Raw genomic sequence first — 932 nt, 5'->3', positions numbered from 1 at the left:
CGGCTTCTGTAATCGCATGCTCAAACAGCATGCCTTCGATTCCGGCAGCCTGTTCAGCCTGGAATTGCAGGAAGACGCCAGCGACGAACAGCAGATGGCAGCGCGGGATTACTGGCGCTCGGTGATTGCCGATTTCCCGGTGAGCGCCGCCAATGCCCTGCAAAGCGACAACCTGGGCAACCCGGATGCCCTGCTGGACGCCTGCCGTCCCCTGCTCGGCCTGAAAGAAGCTGACCCGGAAGAGTTACCGCAAAGCGTCAAACACTGGCTCACGCAAACCGACCCCCAGGCGGACAAGGATCAACACGCCCGCCGGCAACTGGCCGCCGAACTGCCGGCCTTTCTCGAATGGGTGCGCGCCGCCCGCGATAACAAATGGCTCAACGGCAACAGCTACCGCACCACCAGCCTGCCCGGCATGCTGCAAACCCTGCAGCGCTACGCCAATGGCGAACGGCTTAACGACAAGGCCTACGACACCCTGGCAAAGTTTTCCCATGAAGGCATGAAACTCACCAAGGCCGGCCAGGCGCATCGGCCGGACTTTGCCTTCTGCCAGCAGCTGGACGCGGTCATGGAAGGGCGGGCAAATACACAGTTGCCCCGCACCGACCTGCTCGCCCATGCCGCCGCCTGGATCGACCGGCGCGTGGATCAGGTCCGCCGCCAGACCGCCACCATGGGCTTCGACGACATGCTCAGCCGCCTGCACGATGCCTTGAAAGGCAGCAACGGCGAACGCCTGGCCCAGGTCATTCGCGACCAGTTTCCGGTGGCGTTGATCGACGAATTCCAGGACACCGACCCCACCCAGTACGGCATTTTTTCCGCGCTCTATGAAGGGCAAGAAGGCACCGGCTGGTTCATGATCGGCGATCCCAAGCAGGCCATCTACGCCTTCCGGGGTGCCGACGTCTTTACCTATCTGAAAG

Annotated in this window: 1 protein-coding gene; it reads left to right on the top strand. The window is 62.4% G+C overall.

Going from position 1 to position 932, the window contains the following annotated elements:
* Positions 1 to 16: 16 nt before the first annotated feature.
* Positions 17 to 932: UvrD-helicase domain-containing protein (locus A3754_RS00175; protein ID WP_231880422.1), on the top strand; the 916-nt coding region annotated here is incomplete at its 3' end.

This window comes from Alcanivorax sp. HI0083 (assembly GCF_001635175.1).
Note: the sequence above shows the minus strand (reverse complement) of the source record. Positions and strands in the feature narration are given on the sequence as shown.